Here is a 19136-nt window from a genome sequence, read left to right as displayed (position 1 = left end):
GTTCACTACTGGCTTTTTGGTTTCTCACCTCTTCTAACGAGTGCCGTTACGTAAAAACTTAACATGTGAACGTAATGAAAAACTCGCAATCCGAGCAACGTGCGCCACACTTGGTTTACCAGAAGTGGAGGAATGTACAATGCAAAGACGAGATTTTCTAACCGTTTGCTCAGTGTGGTTTGCATGGCCAGTGTTAGCTAAGGCACGCTGGTCCAAAACGCCTTCACAGGCACAAGGTCCATTTTATCCTGTTAACACGATTCCACTTCGCTCAAACCTCATTGTTAATCCATCAACGCTTGTAGGCAAAACCCTCGAGCTTTTTGGCCAAGTAAAAACGGTAAAGGGTGAACCTTTAAAGCAAGTTCGCGTGGAAATCTGGCAATGTGATGGTGCAGGGGTATATGACCACCCGAGACAGCCTAGCGTAGAGCGATTTGACCGCAGTTTTGCAGGTTATGGCGCGACTGAATCAAACGAAGAGGGGCGGTTCAGTTTTACTACGTTATACCCAGTACCGTACACCGGCAGACCACCTCACATTCATGTCAAACTATGGCACAACCACAAAGAACTGCTGACGACACAATTGTATTTAAAAGGCCAAACAGGAACGGAGTGGTGGGGTGGGAGTGAGCGTGAGCTACTTCAAATCGACGTCAAAGACGTGACAGGAAGCGCACGCGCTCAATTTGATTTTATCGTAGCCTAGCCCGGACGACGCTTAGAAACCGAGTTCTAAGACTGGCTCGGCAGAGGCTGATAGCGCCCCGGCTTGTGGTTCATTGCTAAAATGAGGTTGGTTGCTATCGCGCCGACAACGGATAGCGCGATGAGATAAACATCGACCACAAATAGTGATAAAACGACAATAGTGCAGTCTAGCGCCATTTGAACTTTACCTGCACGAATGCCAAATCGCTCTTGCAGGAACAGAGCAAGAATATTAAAGCCACCCAAGCTCATTTTATGGCGGAAGATGACCAGCATGCCGATACCGATGAGCCCTCCGCCAATAAGTGCGGCATAGATAGGTTCGATATGGGCGATTTGGATCACATGATGGAGATGGTCTACCGCGAATGACACGATACTCACGGCAATAAAGGTATTGATGGTGAACTGCCATCCCATTCGTGTGACCGAAAGAATGTAAAAAGGCAGGTTAAGCATGAAAAAGACTTGACCGAAGCTAAGCCCAGTCACCTTTGTGATAAACAGTGCAAGTCCTGCGGTGCCACCTGTGAGTAGCCCTACTTGATTGAAAAAGATAACGCCAAGTGATACCAGTGCACTGCCAAGAATTAGAGCGAGCAGGTTCTCTCTAAGGCTATGATCTTTGTCCATAAAGACACTTCCTTTGATAATCCGAACGATATGAAATAGCAAAAGCTTCGTCATGAAGCTTCGCAAATCTAGGGGACGCGATGTTATATGCGCCGACAAGGGGTGTCGAGTGAATGACTCAGATCAGGTTTTTATTGGGTGTTTCGTCAGATTTACACTGCAGGTGCTGACAGTGTCTCAACGCTGCTCGATTTGACCATCTGAATAACAGACACCACAATGTAGCAAACACCACGCAACGGAGAGTTATGAACTTTTTAGCACATCTGCATATCGCTGATCATTGCCAAAGCAGTTTGCTGGGAAATCTGCTTGGCGACTTTGTAAAGGGAGACCCTTCGAAGGCCTATAGTGCCAAGATTAGCCAAGGAATAAAATTGCATCGCTTTGTTGACTCCTATACCGACAATCACATCATCATAAAACACTGCAAACAGCGCTTTGACTCAAGCTTAAAACGATTTGCACCTATCGCAATGGACATGTTTTGGGACCACTGTTTAGCCAAACATTGGCAAGACTATCATCCTCAATCCTTGAAAGAATTTGTTGATCGTGCCGAAACGGACATTACGCGGGAGAAAGAAGTGTTACCCGAGCGATTCATTGCGATGACCGCTCATATGTGGCGGGGGCGTTGGCTAGAGTCCTACAGCGATCTTGCGAACATCAAATACGCCTTGGAAAGAATGTCCCAAAGAAGTATGAGGATGACGCCGCTGGCAGATTGCGGCCTGCAGTTGGAACAGAACTATCATGAATTCTCTGGCTTTTTTGCTGAGCTATACCCCGAAGTTCTAGCGCAAACGATAAAAGTTGCCAAGGTTATGCAATGATTCGTTTTGTTCAGTCAATCTTGTTTGAACTTATCCAAGTTATTAAGCGTAAAAGAAATTTTAGTGATATACAGACGATGATGGGCTATCGATGAATCGTATTAATCCAATAAAACTTCCCAATAGTAAATGGACGGCAGTCAAGCCACTCAAGAGGGAAAAGCACTTTTTAGTGTCACAGGTGAAGTTTGACGAAGATGGCACGGTGATGTCGTGCAAGCTTGAAGCTGTGCTGTCTCGCAAGGAGTATCCTATTGATTGGACCGAGTTGAAAGACAGCGATAAATGGCTTCAAGGATGGAAATAGAGCGGCTAGGTCTCTAATGCGATGCTATGCCGCAAATTTGCTTTGCACGCCAAAGCTTTTCTTTAACTCAGCTAAAAAGACCTCGTCTTCACACATCGCTTTCTCAGGCTCGTCGCTGATTTTTGCAACCGGACGACCATTGCATTCGGCCATTTTGACGACGATAGACAAGGGTTGATATTGAGCGCCATTTTGATGCCAATCTCCCATATCGTTAGCAAGGAAAGTACCGATGCCAAAACTGATGTTCGCTCGACCTTCGAAATACTCGCAGATATCGAGGGCATCCGTGAAATTTAAGCCATCGGTAAAAATCAGAATCTTCGACATTGGATCAATATTTAAAGATTGATAATGAGCGATCATTTTATCACCCCACTCATAAGGGTTGCCTGAATCGTGACGTACACCAACGTAGTCAGTCGCTCGCTCAAGATTGAAGTCTCGTAAAAAGGCATCAATACCGATGGTATCAGTCAGAGCAATGCCAAGTTTTCCGTCGAATGTTGTTTGCCAAAGGTCAAGAGCGATTTGTTGCGACTGAGCTGGCTCTACAAGTGCTTGATGAGCCATAAACCATTCGTGTGCTACCGTCCCAATTGGCGTCAGATTTAATGCTTTTGCTAAGTGGTAATTGCTCGTGCCACTCATCAGCTCAGGCGCGTGCTGGCTGAAATAGCGAACGACATCGTGTTGAACTTGAGCACTATAACGGCGACGGCTGCCCATCTCTGAAAACTGAAGGTTGCTAATCGATCGCTGCTTTAGCTCGGCTTTAAGTTTTGACACTTTTTGCTCAAGGGTGTCAATAAACTGTGAATAGGGAATATTACTCCAACGATGACGACTGCGAACTTCTGAGATAATACTCATCACCAAGGTTTCGTAAAGAGTGGTTTCGTGCCAAATCCCTTTAATTGACACACTTAACTGTCCATTGTTTTCTGATACTGTGACTTGCTGCAACGGGTTGAATGAAAAACCTGACAAATAAGCGAGGAAATCTTGGCTCAAATAAGGCGCTTGAACCTGTAAATAAGCGATATCAGCCGGGGAGAAATGACATACTGATAGCCCGTTTATTTCCTTCTCAATTGAAGCTTTTAGGTCAGACAAGTCTTCTTCTGATCGCACAATGAGCTCATAACGCACCTCTGTCTGCGGGTAATGCGTGAACGCCGCAAACATCATATTGATTTTGTATACGTCTAGGTCTAATGCGCTTTGAATAATACGATCGTTGAAAAGTGAGCCTGACATCCGGCATTCCTACTGTGTTACTAGGATTGATAAAGAAGTGGCACTCTAGATAAGGCTGAGAAAATTGTCAAATATCCTGTTAAGTGAGGATGTTATTCGTAAACATCGTGAGTTCTTAAATAAGTTAAGTATGATATGCAGCAATACTGTGTTTATCCGAGACAAATCGCGAAGGAACCCCCATGTCTTTGACCGTTTTACAACTTCTAAAATCCCAAACTGCAGCCCTTGATGTTGACCCTCAGAAAGGATTTAGTGAGCTTTGCCCTAACGAGTTACCCGTGGTAGGTGCATTGGACATCGTCAAGGAGCTTAAAAATAACCACAGTAAAGCATCGGTGACGTTGGTGTCGCGAGATATGCACCCACCGGGAGCTCTTTGGGAAGCAGAAACACCAGAGCAGATGCTCGAACCTGTTGGTTTACCTGAGGTCGATATTAAATGGAATCCCCATTGTGTAGTAGGTACTCTAGGCGTGGAACTATTACCAGGCTTACCCTCCGTTCGTGACTATGATTTTCAGATTAACAAAGGTATTGATCCAGATGCTCATCCGTACGGGGCATTTTTCCACGATCAAGCCGATACTTTATCCACTGGGGGCATCGAATTTTTGCAATATAAGCAAATTAAAAACGTTGTCGTAGGTGGCTTAGCGTTAGACTTTTGTGTAAAAAAATCGATTGAACAACTCATTGAAGCCAAGTTTAACGTGATCCTTAATTTAGCGGCCACTCGTGCGGTGTTCCCAGAAAATGTTCAAGACGTTGTGTCTCATCTTTCTAACTTGGGTGTCAAGGTTGTAAAAGACTCCGCTGCTATTCAATTGATCGATGGCTAGACGAGGCATTTGAACATAATGACGTTAACCAATGTCGAGTTATCTGATACACTCGCGCCCCCTAAATACAACCTGTTGGCGAATTTATGACAGACAAGACTATGCTTGATGCTTCCGAAAATGTGACGTCGTTTGATTCTTTTGCTTTTTCTAGCACCATTTATCAAAACTTAACCGCTTTACATTATGAGTCGCCAACACCTATTCAAGCACGAGCAATTCCACACGTTCTTGATGGCAAGGATATTTTGGCAGGTGCACAAACGGGTACGGGAAAAACCGCGGCATTTGGGTTGCCATTGATTCACAAGCTTGCTCAAGAGCCAAGGGAGCGGGAGTCTCACTCAAAAGTTATTCGTTCTTTAGTCCTGACACCAACAAGAGAGCTCGCTCAGCAGGTGTTTGATAGCCTAGTACCACTAGCAAAAGACACTGGACTTAAAGTGGTCGTTGCATACGGTGGCACCAGTATGGGCGTGCAAACTAAGAACCTAGTTGGTGGTGCTGACATTTTGGTAGCAACGCCAGGGCGTCTTTTGGATCACCAGCATAACCGTAATCTCACCTTATCTGAATGCGAATATCTTGTTTTGGATGAAGCCGATCGTATGCTCGATATGGGATTCATGCCTGATCTTAATCGTATACTCAAACGTTTACCCAAAGAGCGCCAGAATATGATGTTTTCTGCGACGTTCGAACAGCGCATTAAAACCTTAGCGCATCGAATTATGAACGAGCCGGTGGAAGTTCAAGTCACGCCTGCTAACTCAACGGCGGATACGGTAAAACAGATGGTGTATCCGGTTGATAAAAAACGCAAGCACGAACTGCTGGCTTATTTAATTGGTTCTCGTAACTGGCAACAAGTCTTGGTGTTCACCAAAACAAAGCAGGGCAGCGATGCACTAGCAAAAGAACTCAAGCTTGATGGAATCAATGCGGTCTCAATTAATGGTGATAAGAGTCAAGGTGCGCGTCAAAAAGCATGGGATGATTTTAAATCTGGAAAAGTACGAGCATTGATAGCGACAGACGTTGCAGCTCGCGGGTTAGACATCCAACAGCTTGAACAAGTCGTCAATTTTGAGCTGCCTTATAAAGCGGAAGACTACATCCATCGTATTGGCCGGACCGGTCGTGCGGGGCATGCAGGCTTCGCTGTTTCTCTGATGAGCCACGATGAACAATACCTTCTAGAAGCGATAGAGCGTTTACTAGATACTCGCTTACCACAAGAGTGGTTGGCAGGTTTTGAACCAAGTCCAGTTTCTGAGATTGACCCTGATCGAGCACCGCGACGAAACAGTCGAGGAGCGGATAAGCGCAAGATGAAAGCTAAGCTTAAGATTCATGCGAATCGTGGTAAAAAGCGTTAGTTAACCTCATATAAAACAAGGGCAAGAAGTTTACTTCTGCCCTTATTTTTCGCATAGAGATCAGCTACAATTTCGTCATTATTTTCTCTGTAATCGTGGTACACAGTAATCCGATGACGTCACCTCAAAAGCCCCAAAACCTGCATGATAAATATCATGCGCACGTCTACTTTGAGCAGTCTTCTTTAGCAGAGGCTACTGCATTAAGTGAGACCATCACAAAAAAGTTTGGTTTGCATGTCGGCCGTGTACATCAAAAACCGGTTGGGCCTCATACCAAATGGAGCTTCCAGATCTTGTTCTTTCGTGAAGATTTTGAGGCGCTTATCCCTTGGCTAGACAATGCGAGAGGCGAGCTTAGTGTTTTAGTTCATGCCGACACGGGGGATGATCTGATTGATCACACGACTTATGCGTATTGGCTCGGTAAAGAGGTGCCCCTTAATCTAGAGGGGTTCTAATTTACTGCGCTATTTAAAAGAGAATACATGCGCTGTTATTTAACGGATGAATAGAATGCAGCGATGTCTTTTAAGTCCTTTTCATTTAAGTGTTGAAGTTGCGCTTTCATAAGCGCTGCCATTGCTCCTTCACGCTCGTCATTTTGATAGGCCTTCATTGCATTAAAGAGGTAGAGCGAGTTTTGCCCGTTAAGATTTGGATAGTCAGCATGGTTGGGCGCGCCATTAGGGTTATGGCAGAAAATACAGCTTGGCGCTTTCATTTCTCCTAGCTCAGGATTTCCAAACTCATTAGCATGAGTAAGTGACGAACATGCCATTAAAGCGACAACGGCTAATATTTTGTGTTTCATAAAGATGTCTCTAACTGCGGTTAGCAAAACCATAAGGCTTTACCTAAGGTCAACCTCAAGAACTTATTATTTGCCAAACTCAACTTGTTCCAACAAAAAAGAGAACTCAACGTTCTCCTTTTTGTGTTGGGTTGATGCTAATTAACCAACGAGTGTTCTGATCTTCTGAAGCAATGTATCAACGTCAGTGCTGCTGATGTCTTTGTGAGTAACGAATCGAATTGGGTTGCCTGGGGTAATGGTAATACCGTCTATAGATAACGATTCTGCAACGGCATTGATATTGATAGAATCATCGAGCTTGGCAAATACAATATTCGTTTGCACAAAGTTGGTGTTTACATGAAAACCAGCAATGTCGTTTAACCCAAGCGCCAGTTTGTTGGCATTAGCGTGGTCTACTTTTAACTGAGCAACTTGTTCTGTCAGCGCCAGCTTTCCTGCGGCGGCCAAAATACCCGCTTGACGCATGCCACCACCGACCATTTTACGTAATCGTCTTGCCCGCTCGATAAATGCACTTGAGCCAAGTAAGAGGGAGCCGATTGGCGCGGCTAAACCTTTTGAAAGACAGATCGTCATCGAATCAAAATGTTGAGCAATCTCTTTGACATCAACGTCGAGTGCCGCGGCTGCGTTGTATACGCGAGCGCCGTCCAAATGTAGGCTTAGACCGTTTTCATCAACGAATTTTCTTGCTTCAGCCAAGTAAGATAAAGGCAGAACTTTGCCATTAATAGTATTCTCGAGGCTGAGTAATTTAGTGCGTGCAAAATGGCTGTCGTCAGGTTTTATCGCCGCTTTTAACTTAGCAAAATCAAGCGTACCATCGGGGTTATTCTCTATAGGTTGTGGCTGGATAGAACCGAGTACGGCAGCACCGCCAGCCTCATATTTATAGTTATGGGCTTGTTGACCGCATAAGTATTCGTCGCCGCGTTGGCAATGTGCCATTAAACCCAGTAGGTTTGCCTGAGTGCCAGAGGTAGTAAACAGTGCTGCCTCGAAACCGTGTCGCTCTGCCGCCCATTGCTCTAGTTCATTGACCGTAGGGTCATCTCCGTAAACATCGTCACCAACAGGTGCATTGGCCATTGCTTCGCGCATGGCTGGGGTTGGCTGGGTAACTGTGTCTGAGCGAAAATCCATTGATACTCTCCTATATGTATCCGCATAGCGTAGCTTTACTTAAACACGCTATTGTTTTGGCATCTGTGATGTGACCATCTGCGATTCTTAGTTGTAATTGTGCTTTCGACATGGTCACCAGTTCAATAACTTCATCTTCATCGCAGGAAAAGCTGTGGTTTGGTTTTAAATCTTTGGCAAGATAAAGGTGTTGTATTTCGTCGCAAAACCCCGCCAGCGGCGTTACCTGCCCCAACGACACTAACGTACCGGCTTCGAACCCAGTCTCTTCTATGAGCTCACGGTGTGCGCACGTCGCCGAATCTTCACCTGGCTCCATTGTTCCAGCGGGTAGCTCCAACAGCCATTTTTTTAAAGAAGGTCGGAATTGATTGAGAAGAAGAATGTCTCCAGAGTTGGTGACAGGCAGAATAACTGCTGCACCGGGATGCTTGATAGTTGTATGGGTAATGTTTTTCTGGTTTGGTAATTCAATGTCTTCTTCTACGAGAGCGATAGATTTCCACTGGTGAATAGTTCTTTGGGCCATAAAATCATCCGTTGATGGCGAGTAATAAGGACGTAGAAGGTGTACGTAACGAGTCATCAATATGACCATAACGTGACATAAATGTCGATGGATAATGAAAGAAACGCCTTATTTCGTAATGATCGAAAATGAAAACTAGGATTTCCTGTCTGTAACATTATGAAAAAGTTAGGTATATCAAGAGGTCTACGTAATTGTGAAGTTTATTTATAGGTAGTGAGATGCTTGGGGCAGACAGTCTAAATTTGGCGATGATGGTGGCAGAATCAGGGATCATTGATTCTGCAGTGAGAGACATCATGCAGCAAACCGATCTGCTATCCATTGGCAACGACGAAGGATTGAAAGAGAGTCTCACGGCTTCTATGGCCAAATGGTCGAAGTCGGTTAAACGCAAACTCGTTAAGGGACAAGAAACCGTTTCTCTGCAATCTGAACTTGAACTCTATCAGCACGCTGTCTACCTTACCGAGCAAGAGTTTGATAGCCAACTTAGTCGTCTCATCGACCAACTTCCCGAAGATTCAGCATTTTTGCCCAAAGCTCGTCAGCTAGCGAGTAACATTGATGCCTATCCTCAATCACTGTTTGCTCGTCAGTTTTGTAAACAATGGTATGAAAGCCTGAAGCAATCAGTTGAATCGAAACAGCAACAAACCGTTGACCAGCAAAAATCTAAGTTCTTAAAGCAGATGTATCAGAAAATCGATACGCTAAAAGATATGGAAAACCTGCAGAAAGGGGGCGAGCAGGGCAAATTAGGTAGACTCTGGGATTTAGCAGGTGCTGAACTTACAAAACAGGATTGGCGACATATAGAGCGCTCGGCTGAATACCTTGAGAATCACCAGCAGTTAAAGCATATCGCTGACAAATTGGGACGCATGGCTGAAGAGGTCGACGCTCCAGAGCTAAATAAGGTGTTAACCCAAGATGACGTAGTGGTCGAAGAGAAAACGGACTTTGCGACCGATGATATTGTTGGTATTCACGAGAGTAACGATATTAACAATCTTCTACCTAACGAAACCATGTACTTGGCCTATCCAGAGTTGGAAACGGTTTTCTATCAGCATTTGGTGGAGAAGCGCCTGTTAACTTATAAATCGGAAGGGAAACAACGAACAGTACGCCAGTTGCATTCACCGAAGAAAAAAACCGGTGAAGCGACAAAAGAGACAGGTCCAATGCTGATAGCAATAGACGTTTCAGGCTCAATGCAGGGCGCTCCAGAAAAGTCGGCAAAAGCGATGGCGTATTCATTGATGAAAATGGCGGCACAGCAGCAACGTGAATGTCATGTAATTTTGTTTTCGTCAACATTCATTAGTTACGATTTAACAGGCACTAGTGGTCTGAAAGAAGCGAGCGATTTTTTATCTTATACATTTAAAGGTGGTACAGACCTTGGAAAAGTGTTGAACCATTGTGTAGAAATGATGCAAGGCGACCAATACAAAAATGCCGATTTGTTAGTGATCTCAGATTTTATTGTCCCTAAGCAAGAACAAGAAATTACAGACAAAGTAGCAGCGCTAAAAGGCCGCTACAATCGCTTTCATTCGCTCTGCCTATCGAAATATGGCAATCCGGAAGTACTCGGTTTGTTTGATACGCAATGGCGTTACCATCCTAGTTTAGTTGGTCAACTAATAAAGAAACCAACGTTTCAGTTCCAAAGAGCAAAACAAGCGCTCTCTCATACTTTTGGCTAATCATCCTAGCGATGTGATTCCATTATTGGTGACAAAACTTCATAAAAATCAGCTTGATAATTTTAACTAAGCCGTCATGCTTAAAAGAAGGCATAGATGAAAAATCTTGTAACATAATAATAACAAATGTATAAAATCATTTATGCATTCCTGTTTTGTGCACAGAGGTAAAGGCATGATTAAGCCCACGGTTGTCTCCCACGCTGATAAAGCGTTGTTATCTGAACGAATTAATAAACTCGCCTCAGCACTCTCAGATGGTGTTTATGAACGAGAAGAAACGATCAAGCTGTGCTTGCTGGCGGCGCTGTCAGGGGAAAGTGTATTCCTACTTGGCCCTCCTGGAATTGCAAAGAGCCTAATCGCGAAGCGCCTTATTCAAGCGTTTGATAATAGTAGTTATTTTGAATACTTAATGACTCGTTTTTCAACACCTGAAGAGGTGTTTGGCCCCCTTAGTATTCAAGAACTCAAAGATCATGGTCGTTATTTGCGCTTAACTCAGGGTTACCTGCCAACCGCACAAGTCGTGTTCTTAGATGAAATATGGAAAGCGGGCCCTGCCATTTTGAATACGTTATTAACGGTCGTGAACGAAAAAACGTTCAAAAACGGCAGTGATATAGAAAGAGTACCGATGCGCCTACTGGTATCTGCCTCGAACGAATTACCTGACGAAGACAGCGGATTAGAAGCGTTGTACGATCGCATGCTGGTGCGCATTTTCGTCAATCGTATTCAAAATAAACAGAACTTCAAATCGATGTTAACTGTCGGCACACCAGAAGAGGCAAAAATACCAGACGGTCTTGCTATTACCGATCAAGAGTATCATCAGTGGCAGCGCGAACTTGACGGTGTCAAACTTACCGATGCTGTGTTTGAAAAGTTATATCAACTAAAAACGCTACTTGAGAGTGCTGCTGAAGAAAATCAGGGTCGTTTGTCTGAATCGGACTTATATGTTTCTGACCGCCGCTGGAAGAAAGCGGTGAAACTGCTCAAAGCTAGTGCGTTTTTTAATGGGCGAGATAGCGTCAACCCACTAGACCTTTTGTTATTACAAGATTGTTTGTGGAATAGTCCGGAATCGTTAGAGATCGTTCGAAATGTGGTACGCGACTTTGCATTGAACCATGCTTTTGACCAACAAGAAGTGTTTCAACAGATTGAAGAGGGCAAAGAGCAACTTGCCGATATTCAAGAGGAAATTGAAGCAGAGTTTGCGATGCCGCTATCAATGGAATCCACTACGGGACTGCTGAGAAAAGATATCTATCAATATGACATTAGTAACGCAAAGTCATATAAAGTGGGTGCCGCTACCGATCTAGTAAAGCTGGTGCTTTTACAAAGTAATATGTCAGTTTCAGAGAATGAGAAAGGCGATAGCCGATGGGTTTACGTTGCAAAAGATGAGCTCGGCCGTGCTATCAAAGAAGGTGGTAGTGAAGTGTATGGATATGTGAATCAAAATGGCCATCTGTGCCGCTTAAAACTCGATGTCGATGCGGCCAACAATCTGGTTATCAAAGATATTGCTAATCGTTCTGTTCTCACCACATTGGTTACCACTTCAGGGCTTGATGCTAACTTGTTGCAAGAATGGACCACCCGGGCTGATCAAGTGCTAACTCAGCTCACTCATGCAGAATATCACTTAAGACAAGTTCGCTCTAACTTCCATGGTGCGCTGCCTCACGGCTTTATTCAGCAAGAGATTCCAACAGAGATGGAAGTCAGTTTACAAAGTGTCACTCAAACACTCGAAACGACGAGTGCAGATGCGGAGAAAGCGGTCGCTCGGATTAAAGGGCTTAGCGGTTTTTTTGCCTAATCGTTTTGGTGATTAAATTCACCCAGTCACCCCGTAAGATATTAACCCGGAGGCATGGATGCTCGGAGCAGACGGACTAAACTTAGCGCTTATGATCGCTGATTCAGGTTTGATTGACTCAGCGGTTAACGATCTGATGGCGAGGTCACAGGTTGCTGCGCTTACTGAAAAACGAGGCGTTCGTTCGGCGGTTAAGAGTCATCTATTGAAATGGCGAGGGTCAGTAAAAAAACGGATGACTAGAGTGTGTGAGACTGAACGTTTCCAGAAAGAACTGGCGTTATACCAAAAAGTGATTCATTGGGATGAAGCGACGTTTTTTGAGCGCATTAATGATGTCGTCAAACAGCTTGAGTGGCATTCTGCGTTCTATATGCAGGCAAGACGTTTGTTGGAAAAAAACAAGTCTGTCCATAACCCCATGTTTCCTCGTTTCTTCTGTGATTTGTGGTACAAAAGTTTAGCGGATGCCATCAAACAAGCCGAAATCTCTGAGCTAGAGGCAAGCAAAGAGAAGTTTTTAGCCGACTTGTATCAACGGATGGAAACCATGCAAAACATGGATACCGTGACAGAGCAGGGCGATGAAGCTGCGATGGGACGTCTGTGGGATATGGCATCGGCTAAGTTGACAAAGACCGACCTTAAAGTCATGCACAACCACGCCGAATTTCTTAAAAAGAATAAAGGTTTGCAAGATATTGCCGAGCAACTTGGACGAATGGCTAATGAGCAAGATGACCCTGAGCTCAACAAAGCGCAAGCAGAAGATGTTGAGATGGTTGAGCAACTCAGTGATGAAGCCACGGATGATATTGTCGGTATCCATGAGTCAGATGATCTTAATAAGCTCTTGCCTAATGAGACCATGTTTTTGGCGTATCCAGAGTTAGAAGTTGTGTTCTATAAGCATCTTGCGGATAAACGTCTAATGAACTTCAAGACGCAAGGCAAATCTCGCACGTTGAAAAAGGTACGCACCAGAAAGCCAGATAATAACGAGGTAGAGCTTGAAAAAGGTCCGTTTATCGTTTGCATTGATGCTTCGGGATCAATGAGTGGATTTCCGGAGCAGTGCGCCAAGGCAATGGCCTATGCGCTGATGCAAATTGCACTCGCAGAAGACCGAGAGTGTTATGTAATCTTGTTTTCTACCACTCATATTACCTACGAGCTCACTAAACAAGATGGTTTGCGAGAAGCGGCTGACTTTCTAAGCTATTCATTTCATGGTGGTACAGATTTGGAACCTGTGTTGCAACAGTCTGTTAGTTTGATGAGGTCAGATACATACAAAAATGCGGATATGGTTGTGATTTCTGATTTTATAGCGCCAGAGCAATCCGATGAGATGAAACAAAAAGTGAATCGCTTGAAAGAGTGCAAGAATCGTTTTCACGCTATTAATCTGTCCAAATATGGTAACCCTGCGTTGATGAGCATGTTTGACCATTGTTGGTCCTATCATCCTAATTTGGTTGGACGTTTGCTGAAAAAGTGGTGAAGGACAGATAGCCTTTACTCCGCTATCAATGATACGCGCATGAAACATGGTGTTGAATTATGCAAAGTGGCGTGAATCTCGACAAGCAAACAGACAATGACGATTTTTATTTGACTAATGTCTCGTAATCCTTAAAGTACGTGCCGAACACGACAGACTAATGTCTCTATGTGTTACAGAAAGGCGCCTTGGCAGAGTGGCTATGCAGCGGATTGCAAATCCGTGGACCTCGGTTCGACTCCGGGAGGCGCCTCCATTATTCAGAAACCTCGACAAATGTCGGGGTTTTGTTCGTTTTAAGCCCCCCAATATACACTTCTATCTTTTATTCACACATTTGCTTTAGAATAATCCGACTGAGATCTAAGCCCCGAATTACCGCTTCGACATTGCTAACCGTTTGCGTTTAAGTCTGCCGACGACTATGGTGAATTATCACTATAGCCGCAGAGGTGCTTATGTCCGAAGTGTTAGTTATTCTTATTATTTTTGGCGCTATTTTTGGGCGAGGTATGTTACGCAACTTTTTGGCTCATCGTGAAAAGATGAGAGTCATTGAACTTGAGAAAGCCAATGCGAATGCTGACAGTGCGAATAGTGAACTGAGCCAACAGATAAAACGGTTAACGGAACGCGTTGAGGTTCTTGAAAAAGTTATCACAGACGAAAAATATCAACTCGACCGCAAGATCGCCAGTTTATAACTGGCGTGGAATTAGCCGAATTGTATGGGGTTCGTACCGCTTGGCTCGATATTTAGGCAGTTGATTCATAAAGTTAAAATTTACTATTGACGCAAAAATAGAATCCGTTAAAGTACACCTCGTTCTCACGGAGAAGTCTGTTGAAAACGCATGCGACACTAGCTCAGTTGGTAGAGCGCAACCTTGCCAAGGTTGAGGTCACGAGTTCGAACCTCGTGTGTCGCTCCAAATTAAAATCTTACGGCAATAGCGGTAAGGTATAGATGGTGTTTTACTATTCGGTAAGCGGCATCGCAAGTTATTGCGTGCCCTGGTGGTGGAATTGGTAGACACAAGGGATTTAAAATCCCTCGGCGTTCGCGCTGTGCCGGTTCAAGTCCGGCCCGGGGCACCATCTCTTAGCTAATCAAATAGCATACAAATTTAAGGCGCCTTGGCAGAGTGGCTATGCAGCGGATTGCAAATCCGTGGACCTCGGTTCGACTCCGGGAGGCGCCTCCATATTAAAATCTTACGGCAATAGCGGTAAGAAACAGATGGTGTTTTACTGTTCAGTAAGCGGCATCGCAAGTCATTGCGTGCCCTGGTGGTGGAATTGGTAGACACAAGGGATTTAAAATCCCTCGGCGTTCGCGCTGTGCCGGTTCAAGTCCGGCCCGGGGCACCATCTCTTAGCTAATCAAATAGCATACAAATTTAAGGCGCCTTGGCAGAGTGGCTATGCAGCGGATTGCAAATCCGTGGACCTCGGTTCGACTCCGGGAGGCGCCTCCATTCTATTACTCATGACTCGACTCCCATTGTCAGTAGATATTGTTCAGTAGATGTAACAGCTATTATCGCTCTCGCGTATTGCCAATTAGTCAACTACAACCGCTGTACCGCTGGCAGACACCATAAGCATGCCATTACCTGTACCTAGTACTTCATAGTCTAAATCGACGCCTACCACCGCGTTAGCGCCAACATCTGCTGCTTTTTGTTCAAGTTCTCTTAAAGCAATTTCACGCGCACGTTGCAACTCTCTCTCATAGGTGCCTGAGCGCCCACCGACAATATCTCTAAGGCCAGCAAACATGTCTTTGAAGACATTGGCACCGAGTATCGCTTCACCAGCAATCACGCCCTTATATGCGACAATACGTTTCCCTTCAACGGTTTGAGTGGTAGTTACGATCATACTTGCCTCCTATTAGGCTAGAATTATGTTGGTTACATAACATATCAATTTGCAGTGAGATGGGAAATGACGAAAGTGTCGGATTTACGTATTGATGATGTCCAGCTTTGATGGGATTAAGGGGAGCGGTACTCCCCTTGAATCACAATGGACTACTTTTTAATTGGCGTGTAGCCATATTCTTGAATCAGTAGCTGTCCTTCGCGCGATAAGACAAACGAGATAAATTTATCTGCATCATCATCGATGTCATCTTTCTTGTGAAGTAATAGGAAAGGTCGCGCAAGTTTGTATTTACCCTCGGCAATGTTTTTAGTCGTTGCTTCTACGCCTTCAAAGGTGATCGCTTTGATGGAACGGTCGACCGAACCTTCGGAGATATAGCCTATAGCGTGCGGGTTGTTATTAACAATGGTTTTTACCATGCTGTTGCTATTTACGACGAGATTGGTTGGATTGATGTCAGAGACTAACCTGTCATTAATCACTTGGGTTAATCCCAACAAACTTTCGAAACTTGAACGTGTACCAGAAGAGGCTTCTCTGGTCACCACCGCAATTCTTTGGTCTGGTCCGCCAACTTGTTTCCAGTTGGTGATCTTTCCTTTATAGATATCGAATAGCTGTTCACGTGATAGGTCTTGCATTGGGTTAGCTAAGTTAACCACGATAGCTAGGCCGTCATAAGCGATCGGCAACACATCGAGATGTTCGCCATTTTCGCGCTCGGTAAGATAGCGACTACTCATGCCAATATCGGTCGCTCCTTTCTCTACAAGCGTAATGCCTGCTGTACTACCGATGCCTTGAACCGCAATAAATGTATTACTATGGTTGCTGTTGTATTGTTCTGCTAATACATCCATGACTCGAGCAACAGAAGTAGAACCAGAAATATTGACTTCTTGTGCCGAGACAGAACTGACAGCGGAGAAAGAGAGAAGGGCGGCTAACGCGACGCGAAGCATAAATAAACTCCAAATTAAGTGAGAATTTGCCACATCTTATTTCGTTTGTGTGACAGTTTTGTGAAGTGGAGTTGCATAGTCGACGAATATGAGAATAAAAATGATTGCAGTGTGGTGTGGAGCGCTAACAAATTTTGCCAAAAGCAGTTATATTAAACGCATAGTCAGCCAAAAGGTGGGGTATATGACACTTATTGAAATGTCACAATGTCGCCTAGAAAGATGTGCCGAAATTGTGTGCAGCAACCGAAACAAGAGTATGCCTGTCGAGTTAGGTAAGTCATTGTTTGAAATGGTTGAACATGGCGTATTGTTTTCCAAAGCTCATTATTTATTGGACTCAAGCTCTTCAAGCTACACCAGTGTTGTTGCAAAAGTATTGTTCGACTCCTCGAATAGAGAATGGTCTATTCTTGTCCCCGATGAAGATGAAGGGGACAATTGGATGTCATATCCTTTTCTGGGCAAAAGCAGCGATCTCACCGCAGTGATGAGAGAGATCGAAAAAGATCCTAAAGCGTATTTTTGGTGATTTGAAAGCTGAATAACATTACTCGTTACTACGAAAAAAGGGAGCTATCAAGCTCCCTTTTTACATTTTACTCTTGGACTATTGAGTGGCGCTATCACTGTTTTCTGTTGCTGTATCAGCAAACACTTCGACAGGTTTAGCGATTAAGCTACGGGTTTCTTGGTTTACGTCGTTTAACGTGACTTTAAGTGTATCACCTAGTCGATACACCACTTCTTTATCAACCAATACTGTGCCGTTCTCATTGTTGCCTTCGATTCGCTCTTTATTATCAACGATCAATGGGTTAGGAATAAACACGGAAGCCCCGTTCTCAAGTAGGCGTGCACGAATTCCAGCGCGATTAATATCGAAGATTTCTGCAGTGAACTGAGTTTGCTTTTTAGGCTCTTCTGCTAGGGTGCGTGCGTATAACCAATCACCCACTGTGCGCTCAGCTATCTTGTGATGTTTACGATGTAGAGCAAGCTCTTCACCTAACGCATCATCCGGTTGTTGTGTTGGTTCACAACCAAGAATGTAGGCTTTCAACAGACGATGGTTGACCATGTCACCATATTTACGAATCGGCGAGGTCCACGTTGCGTACACGTCCAAGCCCATCGCGTAATGTGCATCTGGCTGGTTGCTGATTTCACTATACGCTTGGTATTTGCGAATTCGATTATCTAGGTAACTTGAATCTAAACTATCAAGGTTACGACGCAATTGAGCGAATCCTTCAAGAGTCGATAGGCCTTCTTCAGTATAAAGGTTGTCTTCTTTGCCTTGGTTGACTAGCTCCACGACATCTTTTAGCTTGTCTGCCTTAAAACCAAGATGAGTGTTGAAGACACCATAGCCGTAGGCTTTGCTCAGCACACGGCCTGCACAAATATTAGCGGTAATCATGGACTCTTCAACTAGACGGTTCGCGACGCGACGCATGTCTGCGTGGATCGCTACCACATCGTTGTCTTCACTTAACTCAAAACGGTAGTCTGGGCGATCAGGGAATACAACGGCATGAGTCTCGCGCCACGTTGCACGAGCGTTGGCAAATTCATTGAGCTCAGTGACAACTTGGGCGATTTCATCACTTGGTTGCCACTTGTCACATGTTCCAGTCTCTAACCAATCAGACACATTGTCGTAAGCTAGGCGAGCGTGAGACTTGATGTTAGCGGCGAAGAATTGAATATCATCTTGAATGACGCCGTCCGCACCTACCGTGACTTTGCAACAAATCGCAGGGCGTACTTCGTTTTCAATTAGCGAACATAGGTCGTCTGCTAAATCACGAGGTAGCATAGGGATATTGCGTCCAGGAAGGTAGATAGTAAAGCCGCGTTCTCTCGCCACTTTATCCATATCGTCTTCTGGTGTGATATAAGCGGTTGGGTCGGCGATCGCAATAGTCAGCTCAAAGCTGCCATCATCATTTTTCTTTGCGTAAAGCGCATCGTCCATGTCTTTTGTTGATTCGCCATCAATAGTGACAAAAGGAACGTTTGTTAGGTCGACACGCTCTAGATCAGAGTGATCATTAATTTCCCAGTTTTCGATGCCTGCAGGCTCGGTCTTTGGTAAATCGTTTTGAGCTAACGTAACCCACCAAGGTGCAATTTTATCATCAGTGTCGGTGATCTTTTCCGTGATTTCTACGAAGAAACCGCCATCATCTTTTAAAGGGTGACGAATGACGTGCGCTACAACCCAGTCACCGTCATTTAAATCGTCAGACTTAATCCCTTTTTTAGTTTTGGCTTTAAGTGTGAGCTTTTTAAGAGTAGGGCTATCAGGAACAACGTTGAGCTTCCCTTTAATCAGTTTCACACGACCAATGAATCGAGTGATAGCTTGTTCTACAAGCTCTTGAGGCTCCGCTACTTCTCTGTCTTTTTCAGTACGGATAATTGCGACAACTTTGTCACCATGCATACACTTTTTCATATATGGTGGTGGGATAAAGAAACTATTTTTCGCGTCAACTTCTAAGAAGCCAAACCCCTTTTCGGTGGCTTTAATCGTCCCTTCTTTTTTAGGAAGAGTTTCTTGAATTTGCTGCTTTAGCTGTGCAAGTAACGGATTGTCTTGGAACATGTATCTACTTCTTAACAATGAAAGTGCGGACACTATACCCAAATGCCCGGAGTATGCCTAGCCGAAATACGGAGCGAGAGATTAGGTTTTAAGCGTATTGGATGTAAAACTGATAACGGTTTATACAGAAATTTGTCATCGACAAGAAAAT

Annotated in this window: 19 protein-coding genes and 6 tRNA genes; 17 read left to right on the top strand and 8 right to left on the bottom strand. The window is 44.4% G+C overall.

Annotation, left to right across the window (positions count from 1 at the left end; translation table 11 throughout):
• Nucleotides 1-139: 139 nt before the first annotated feature.
• Complete coding sequence (locus VTH8203_RS14075; protein ID WP_096994245.1) at nt 140-712, top strand: dioxygenase family protein; 573 nt, start codon at nt 140-142, stop codon at nt 710-712.
• Nucleotides 713-738: 26 nt separating this feature from the next.
• Here VTH8203_RS14075 and VTH8203_RS14070 read toward each other — a convergent pair whose 3' ends face one another.
• Nucleotides 739-1347 carry a YitT family protein gene (locus VTH8203_RS14070; protein ID WP_096994244.1) on the bottom strand — a complete coding sequence of 203 codons (609 nt, stop codon included), beginning with the start codon at nt 1345-1347 and terminating at the stop codon, nt 739-741.
• Between the two features lie 248 nt (nt 1348-1595).
• Here VTH8203_RS14070 and VTH8203_RS14065 point away from each other — a divergent pair, with 248 nt between their 5' ends.
• Nucleotides 1596-2183: an acyl carrier protein phosphodiesterase gene (locus VTH8203_RS14065; RefSeq protein WP_096994243.1), complete on the top strand. Its 588-nt coding sequence runs from the start codon at nt 1596-1598 to the stop codon at nt 2181-2183.
• A gap of 91 nt (nt 2184-2274) precedes the next feature.
• Complete coding sequence (locus VTH8203_RS14060) at nt 2275-2490, top strand: TIGR02450 family Trp-rich protein (protein WP_096994242.1); 216 nt, start codon at nt 2275-2277, stop codon at nt 2488-2490.
• Between the two features lie 24 nt (nt 2491-2514).
• Here VTH8203_RS14060 and pncB read toward each other — a convergent pair whose 3' ends face one another.
• Nucleotides 2515-3750: a nicotinate phosphoribosyltransferase gene (pncB, locus tag VTH8203_RS14055; protein ID WP_096994241.1), complete on the bottom strand. Its 1236-nt coding sequence runs from the start codon at nt 3748-3750 to the stop codon at nt 2515-2517.
• Between the two features lie 182 nt (nt 3751-3932).
• Between pncB and VTH8203_RS14050 the strand changes: the two genes are divergently transcribed.
• From VTH8203_RS14050 to VTH8203_RS14040, 3 genes are all read left to right on the top strand, one after another.
• Complete coding sequence (locus VTH8203_RS14050) at nt 3933-4592, top strand: cysteine hydrolase family protein (RefSeq protein ID WP_096994240.1); 660 nt, start codon at nt 3933-3935, stop codon at nt 4590-4592.
• An 86-nt stretch (nt 4593-4678) separates the two neighbouring features.
• Nucleotides 4679-5971 (top strand): DEAD/DEAH box helicase, encoded by a 1293-nt coding sequence (locus tag VTH8203_RS14045; protein WP_370739235.1) that lies wholly within the window; start codon nt 4679-4681, stop codon nt 5969-5971.
• 113 nt (nt 5972-6084) lie between these two features.
• Nucleotides 6085-6432, top strand: a complete 348-nt coding sequence (locus VTH8203_RS14040; protein WP_096994239.1) for a DOPA 4,5-dioxygenase family protein — start codon at nt 6085-6087, stop codon at nt 6430-6432.
• Nucleotides 6433-6467: 35 nt separating this feature from the next.
• Here VTH8203_RS14040 and VTH8203_RS14035 read toward each other — a convergent pair whose 3' ends face one another.
• The 3 genes from VTH8203_RS14035 to VTH8203_RS14025 all read right to left on the bottom strand — a co-directional run bounded on the left by VTH8203_RS14035 (nt 6468) and on the right by VTH8203_RS14025 (nt 8463).
• Nucleotides 6468-6785, bottom strand: a complete 318-nt coding sequence (locus VTH8203_RS14035) for a c-type cytochrome (protein ID WP_096994261.1) — start codon at nt 6783-6785, stop codon at nt 6468-6470.
• A 141-nt stretch (nt 6786-6926) separates the two neighbouring features.
• A complete protein-coding gene (gene ltaE, locus VTH8203_RS14030) occupies nt 6927-7934 on the bottom strand; it encodes a low-specificity L-threonine aldolase (protein ID WP_096994238.1) in 1008 nt (335 codons plus the stop codon).
• 10 nt (nt 7935-7944) lie between these two features.
• Nucleotides 7945-8463: an NUDIX hydrolase gene (locus VTH8203_RS14025; RefSeq protein ID WP_096994237.1), complete on the bottom strand. Its 519-nt coding sequence runs from the start codon at nt 8461-8463 to the stop codon at nt 7945-7947.
• Nucleotides 8464-8684: 221 nt separating this feature from the next.
• Here VTH8203_RS14025 and VTH8203_RS14020 point away from each other — a divergent pair, with 221 nt between their 5' ends.
• The 10 genes from VTH8203_RS14020 to VTH8203_RS13975 all read left to right on the top strand — a co-directional run bounded on the left by VTH8203_RS14020 (nt 8685) and on the right by VTH8203_RS13975 (nt 14997).
• Nucleotides 8685-10178, top strand: a complete 1494-nt coding sequence (locus VTH8203_RS14020) for a VWA domain-containing protein (RefSeq protein ID WP_096994236.1) — start codon at nt 8685-8687, stop codon at nt 10176-10178.
• A gap of 175 nt (nt 10179-10353) precedes the next feature.
• Nucleotides 10354-12015, top strand: a complete 1662-nt coding sequence (locus VTH8203_RS14015; protein ID WP_096994235.1) for an ATPase RavA domain-containing protein — start codon at nt 10354-10356, stop codon at nt 12013-12015.
• 58 nt (nt 12016-12073) lie between these two features.
• Nucleotides 12074-13519, top strand: a complete 1446-nt coding sequence (gene viaA / locus VTH8203_RS14010; RefSeq protein WP_096994234.1) for an ATPase RavA stimulator ViaA — start codon at nt 12074-12076, stop codon at nt 13517-13519.
• Nucleotides 13520-13701: 182 nt separating this feature from the next.
• Nucleotides 13702-13775, top strand: a tRNA-Cys gene (locus tag VTH8203_RS14005).
• A 202-nt stretch (nt 13776-13977) separates the two neighbouring features.
• On the top strand, nt 13978-14223 hold the full coding sequence (locus tag VTH8203_RS14000; protein WP_096994233.1) for a nitrite reductase: 246 nt from the start codon (nt 13978-13980) through the stop codon (nt 14221-14223).
• Nucleotides 14224-14375: 152 nt separating this feature from the next.
• Nucleotides 14376-14451: transfer RNA gene (locus VTH8203_RS13995), tRNA-Gly, on the top strand.
• 79 nt (nt 14452-14530) lie between these two features.
• Nucleotides 14531-14617 (top strand) — tRNA-Leu (locus tag VTH8203_RS13990).
• Between the two features lie 33 nt (nt 14618-14650).
• Nucleotides 14651-14724 (top strand) — tRNA-Cys (locus VTH8203_RS13985).
• Between the two features lie 79 nt (nt 14725-14803).
• Nucleotides 14804-14890 (top strand) — tRNA-Leu (locus VTH8203_RS13980).
• Nucleotides 14891-14923: 33 nt separating this feature from the next.
• Nucleotides 14924-14997 (top strand) — tRNA-Cys (locus VTH8203_RS13975).
• 85 nt (nt 14998-15082) lie between these two features.
• Here VTH8203_RS13975 and VTH8203_RS13970 read toward each other — a convergent pair.
• Nucleotides 15083-15403, bottom strand: coding sequence for a heavy metal-binding domain-containing protein (locus tag VTH8203_RS13970; RefSeq protein WP_096994232.1), 321 nt, complete (start codon nt 15401-15403; stop codon nt 15083-15085).
• 152 nt (nt 15404-15555) lie between these two features.
• Nucleotides 15556-16371: a phosphate ABC transporter substrate-binding protein gene (locus tag VTH8203_RS13965; RefSeq protein ID WP_096994231.1), complete on the bottom strand. Its 816-nt coding sequence runs from the start codon at nt 16369-16371 to the stop codon at nt 15556-15558.
• 184 nt (nt 16372-16555) lie between these two features.
• On the opposite strand from VTH8203_RS13965, the gene VTH8203_RS13960 reads away from it, so the two are divergent.
• On the top strand, nt 16556-16903 hold the full coding sequence (locus tag VTH8203_RS13960) for a DUF3024 domain-containing protein (RefSeq protein ID WP_096994260.1): 348 nt from the start codon (nt 16556-16558) through the stop codon (nt 16901-16903).
• A 78-nt stretch (nt 16904-16981) separates the two neighbouring features.
• On the opposite strand, the gene rnb is transcribed toward VTH8203_RS13960, so the two are convergent.
• Nucleotides 16982-18985, bottom strand: coding sequence for an exoribonuclease II (gene rnb, locus VTH8203_RS13955; RefSeq protein WP_096994230.1), 2004 nt, complete (start codon nt 18983-18985; stop codon nt 16982-16984).
• Nucleotides 18986-19136 lie beyond the last annotated feature (151 nt).

Origin of the sequence: Vibrio thalassae, from assembly GCF_900089835.1 — a bacterium.
GTDB lineage: Bacteria > Pseudomonadota > Gammaproteobacteria > Enterobacterales > Vibrionaceae > Vibrio > Vibrio thalassae.
This window is presented reverse-complemented; position numbering and strand designations above follow the sequence as displayed.